Genomic DNA, 4,626 nt, shown 5'->3' on the forward strand with positions numbered 1-4,626 from the left:
CAGGCCGCCCCCAACTGCTCGGGGCGCCCTTCGGGCCTTCTGGTCGGTGTGACGTGGCTCAGACGCCCCCGCCGCCGCCGCCCGCGCCCTCGGCCTGGGACATCAGGGCCGCTGGCGGCGGGTTCTGAGCCGGGGTGCCGGCGGTCTTGCGGCCCCGGGCGAGCCGCCTCTGGACGTACTGAGCGAGCTTCGACAGCGAGTAGTTCACCACGATGAAGAGCGCGGCGATCACGACGTACACCTGGATCGGGTTGCCCAGCACGCCGATGATCTGTTTGCCGATGTTCAGGGTCTCCTCGTAGCTGATGATGAACCCCAGCGAGGTGTCCTTGAGCACCACGACAAGCTGGCTGATCAGTGCCGGCAGCATGATCCGGAAGGCCTGCGGCAGCAGGATCATCCGGGTGGTCTGGGTCGGGGAGAGCCCGATGGCGGCAGCGGCCTCCGCCTGGCCGCCCGGCAGCCCCTCCATGCCGGAGCGGAGGATCTCGCCGATCACCACCGAGTTGTAGATGGTGAGGCCGATGACCAGATACCAGAGGTTGTCGAAGTACAGGCCGAACTCGGGGAAGCCGCGGGCCACGAAGAAGATGGTGAGCACGACGGGCAGGCCACGGAACACCTCGACGCAGACGCGGGTGATCGCCGACAGCACCGCGCTCAGCCCGCGCAGCAGGTACGCCAGCGGCGTCGCCGCGCCGACGAACCGCCGTCGGGTCAGGCTCTTGAGCTGGATCCGCAGGACGGCGAGCAGCGTTCCGACCACCAGCGAAGCCACGATGGCCAGCGCCGCCGCGAACAGGGTGTTCTTGAAGCCGAGGCCGATCCGATCCCAGACCTGGGAGAAGTTCTCGTTGGAGGGATCGACCAGCGGCCCCCACAACTCCAGCGAGAACTGGCCCTTGTCCTCCAGTGGCCGGTAGATCAGGAAGTACGCCCCGATCAGCAGGACCACGCTGGCCACCAGGCTGCTGATGAGGGTGATCCGCCGCTGGCGGGGGCCGGGAACGTCGTACAGGACGCTGGTCTGCCGGGTCATCGTGCCACCGCCTGTCGCTTCTCCAACCGGTCCAGCAGGGCGCCGAGCGGCACTGTCATGATCAGATATCCGATCGAGATGCCGATGGCGACGGGGATGAAGGCGTAGCCCTCGGCCGAGGTGAGTTGATCGGCGCTCTGCGACAAATCACCGACCACCCCGAAGAAGCCGACCAGCGCCGAGTTCTTGATCATCGCAATGATCACGGAGCCGAGCGGCACCACGGAGGCCTTCCAGGACTGCGGCAGAACCACGTGCCGCAGGTTCTGGCCGAAGGTCAACCCGATTGAGCGGGCGGCCTCCGCCTGTCCGGGTGGGACCGCGTTCACCCCCGAGCGCAGCGCCTCGCAGACGAACGCGGCGGTGTACAGCACGAGGGCGATCAGCGCGAACCGAAAGTACGGAAGATCGGTGCCGAGGCGGGTGAACAGCGAGTCGAGCACCGGGACGCGGAGGAAGTCCGCGTTGGAGCCGAGCGCCGGCAGGCCGAACGCGGCGAAGAACATCACCACGGTCAGCGGCATGTTGCGGAAGACGTTCACGTAGCCGGTGCCGAGCGCGCGGAGAGGCGGCACCGGTGAGATGCGCAGCACCGCCACGATGGCGCCCAGGACGAGGGCGCCGATCGCGGCGAGGACGCAGATCTGGAGGGTGAGCCAGAAACCACCCGCAAAGACGTCGAACTTGTCGATGAGCACGTTCACGGGTCGGCGTTCCTCCCCACCCTCCAGATCGAAGGATCAGATCAGTAGCGGTTGATGGTCGGCGGCGTGCCCAGCGTGGCGCCGAACTTGCCGGCGGTCTCGTCCCAGGCGCTCTTCCAGCGACCGTCCGTGAAGATCTTCTCGAGCAGGTCGTTGATGAAGGTACGGAAGGCGGTGTCGTCCTTCTTGACACCGATGCCGTACGGCTCCTTGGTGAAGTTGTCGGTAGCCATCTTGAACGACGCCTCGTCCTTGGCGATGTAGCCGAGCAGGATCACGTTGTCAGTGGTGACCGCGTCTACCTGCTTGCCCTTGAGCGCGTCCCGGCACTTGTCGTACGTGTCGAAGAGCACCAGCTGGCTGCCGACGTCCTTGACGTGCTTCTTGATCTCCTCGGCCGGCGTGGAGCCAGTGACCGAGCAGACCTTCTTGCTGCCGTCCTTGAACGAGTCCGGCCCGGTGATCGCCGCGTCGTCCTTGCGGACCATGATGTTCTGGCCAGCCTCGTAGTACGGACCGGCGAAGGAGATCTTCTCCTTGCGCTCGTCCTTGATCGTGTAAGTGGCGGCGACCAGGTCGACAGTGCCGTTAACGATCACGTCTTCGCGCACCTTGGAGGGCGTCTCCACCCACTCGATCTTGTCCTCGGGGATGCCGAGCTCCTTGACGATGATCTTGGCGATCTCGACGTCGAAGCCCTCCGGCTTGCCCGACAGGCCCTTCTGACCGAAGCCCGGCTGGTCGAACTTGGTGCCGACCTTGATCTTCTGGGCCTTGTTCAGCTTCTCCATGGTGCTGCCGGCGGCGAAGGACTTGCTGCCAGCACCGGTGTCCCCGCCCTCGTCGCCACCACAGGCGGTGAGGCCGAGCGCCAGAGCGGCGACCGCGGCGACTGCCGCAACGCGCTTGATACGCATACTCTTCTCCTTCTTCAACGGAGCCCACCGAGTACGGCGCGCTCCACTACGGACGCCTAGTGCGTGAGGATCTTGGAGAGGAAGTCTCGGGCCCGCTCACTGCGCGGGTTCGCGAAGAACTCCGCCGGTGGGGCGTCCTCGACCAGTTGCCCGTCGGCCATGAAGATGACTCGGTTCGCCGCGTGCCGGGCGAAGCCCATCTCGTGGGTCACCACGACCATCGTCATGCCGTCGCTCGCCAGCGAGGTCATCACGTCGAGCACCTCGCCGACCATCTCCGGGTCCAAGGCGCTGGTCGGCTCGTCGAAGAGCATCGCCTTGGGCTGCATGGCCAGCGCTCGGGCGATTGCCGCCCGCTGCTGCTGGCCGCCGGAGAGTTGGGCCGGGAACTTGTCGGCCTGGTTGGAGATGCCGACCCGGTCGAGCAGAGCCAGGCCGCGCTCGCGGGCGGCGGTCGGCTTCTCCTTGCGGACCTTGATCGGGCCGAGGGTGACGTTCTCCAGGATGGTCTTGTGTGCGAAGAGGTTGAAGGACTGGAAGACCATGCCGACCTCGCTGCGTAGCTTGGCGAGGGGTTTGCCCTCAGCTGGCAGCGGCTGGCCGTCGAAGGTGATGGTGCCCGAGTTGATCGGTTCCAGTCGGTTGATCGTGCGGCACAGCGTCGACTTGCCGGAGCCGGACGGGCCGATCACCACGACCACCTCGCCCCGCCCCACCGACAGTGAGACGTCGTCCAGCACGTGCAGCGGCCCGAACCACTTGTTGACCGCGTCCAGCACGATGAGCGGTTCGCCCGTCGTCACGTCGTCCACCGTCCCCTGTCGTCTCCCGGATCGGGGTCGGTTGACCCCCGGTGCGGCCACTGTAGGCGGCCTGAAGTGGCGAAGTGCAACTCGGTTGGTCACGGAGCGGTAACACCCCGCGTGGTCTGAGCGCAAGCTGTTGTGACGCCTTTAGTTCGCGATGGCGATACCTATCGTTCGACGACAATGGGATTTCCCGGCTGGAGGTTCCGGCAATGCGGGGGCGGCCGTCCCTTTTGCGGGCTTCGCCCCGAACCGGGCCGTGTTGTCTCGGCCGGATCACAGGCGGCTTTAGGTGGTGATAGCGTCTTGTGGTAGATCCGGTAGTCAAGTATTTTATATCGACATCCATCTATCTATTGTTTTTGGAGGTTGTCGGGATGATTCGCATTGCGCCCGATGGGGCGCGGCTTGACATCGATCTTCCTCAAGAATTCGGCAAACCGGACTGGGTCTGTGTGACGCGTATTTCCGGTGTGCGCGTCCAGCGGGATTTCCACGTGACGGCAGTCGGCCAGTACCAGGTGATTCAGAAGAAGATGATGCCAGGTGCATCCAAGCGCGTCTTCGCCCGAAAGGGATACGACGTCCACCTGTACGAGGCGGTCGACCGCTCCGACAGCTGCCTGGTCTGGGTTGGCCCCTACCACGAGGCGACCACCTGGTTCGGAGCCGCCGCTCCGCGGTCCGAACTGCTCGCCTCCCTCATCAACTCGATCCATTTCGAGGACTCGGAGAACGGCGCCCAGGTCAGGCCCAGCGTCCCGCAGATGAGTCAGCAGCATGGGACGCTCGTCGCGGCCTGGAGCGAGTGGGCGTTCCTCTGCATCCGTCCCGCCGAGGAGGCTGCCGCGGTCCTGCCGGAGTGGCGAGGGCTGGTGCGCGACGATCAGGAGATCTGGCGAAGCGACCGTGGCCTTGAGGGTGCCGAGGGCGAGCGCTTGGCCGGCACGGCTTATCAGTGGCGGTATGTCGTCGCCGGCCCGCAGACGGTGACCGAGTTGACCTTCCATCCGCCGGGGAGCCCGCTTCGCCCCCAGGTGCTCTCCGACGATCCCGATCGTCGGGGAGCGCCGAGCAGCGCCAGCAGCGCAGCGGTGAGCTGGTGGAGACGATCCGGGGCGCGCTGGACGACGTGGCGAGCCTGGACCAGGACCGGATCC

The 4,626-nt window shown here is 65.9% G+C and carries 5 protein-coding genes; 1 reads left to right on the top strand and 4 read right to left on the bottom strand.

Translation table 11 applies throughout. From position 1 onward, the window contains the following. Nucleotides 1–58: 58 nt before the first annotated feature. From AB0B48_RS31985 to AB0B48_RS32000, 4 genes are read right to left on the bottom strand one after another with little or no spacing between them, the layout of a single operon-like run. Nucleotides 59–1,039, bottom strand: coding sequence for an amino acid ABC transporter permease (locus AB0B48_RS31985; RefSeq protein ID WP_357208133.1), 981 nt, complete (start codon nucleotides 1,037–1,039; stop codon nucleotides 59–61). Further along, a complete protein-coding gene (locus AB0B48_RS31990) occupies nucleotides 1,036–1,743 on the bottom strand; it encodes an amino acid ABC transporter permease (protein ID WP_357208135.1) in 708 nt (235 codons plus the stop codon). Before AB0B48_RS31990 ends, AB0B48_RS31985 begins: the two co-directional genes overlap by 4 nt. Before the next feature lie 41 nt (nucleotides 1,744–1,784). Then, a complete protein-coding gene (locus AB0B48_RS31995) occupies nucleotides 1,785–2,660 on the bottom strand; it encodes a glutamate ABC transporter substrate-binding protein (protein WP_357208137.1) in 876 nt (291 codons plus the stop codon). A 56-nt stretch (nucleotides 2,661–2,716) separates the two neighbouring features. Further along, nucleotides 2,717–3,472 carry an amino acid ABC transporter ATP-binding protein gene (locus AB0B48_RS32000; RefSeq protein ID WP_357208139.1) on the bottom strand — a complete coding sequence of 252 codons (756 nt, stop codon included), beginning with the start codon at nucleotides 3,470–3,472 and terminating at the stop codon, nucleotides 2,717–2,719. Nucleotides 3,473–3,774: 302 nt separating this feature from the next. Between AB0B48_RS32000 and AB0B48_RS32005 the strand changes: the two genes are divergently transcribed. After that, on the top strand, nucleotides 3,775–4,626 hold an 852-nt coding region (locus AB0B48_RS32005; protein WP_357208142.1), incomplete at its 3' end, for a hypothetical protein.

This window comes from Micromonospora sp. NPDC049089 (assembly GCF_040648775.1).
Classification (GTDB): Bacteria; Actinomycetota; Actinomycetes; order Mycobacteriales; family Micromonosporaceae; genus Micromonospora.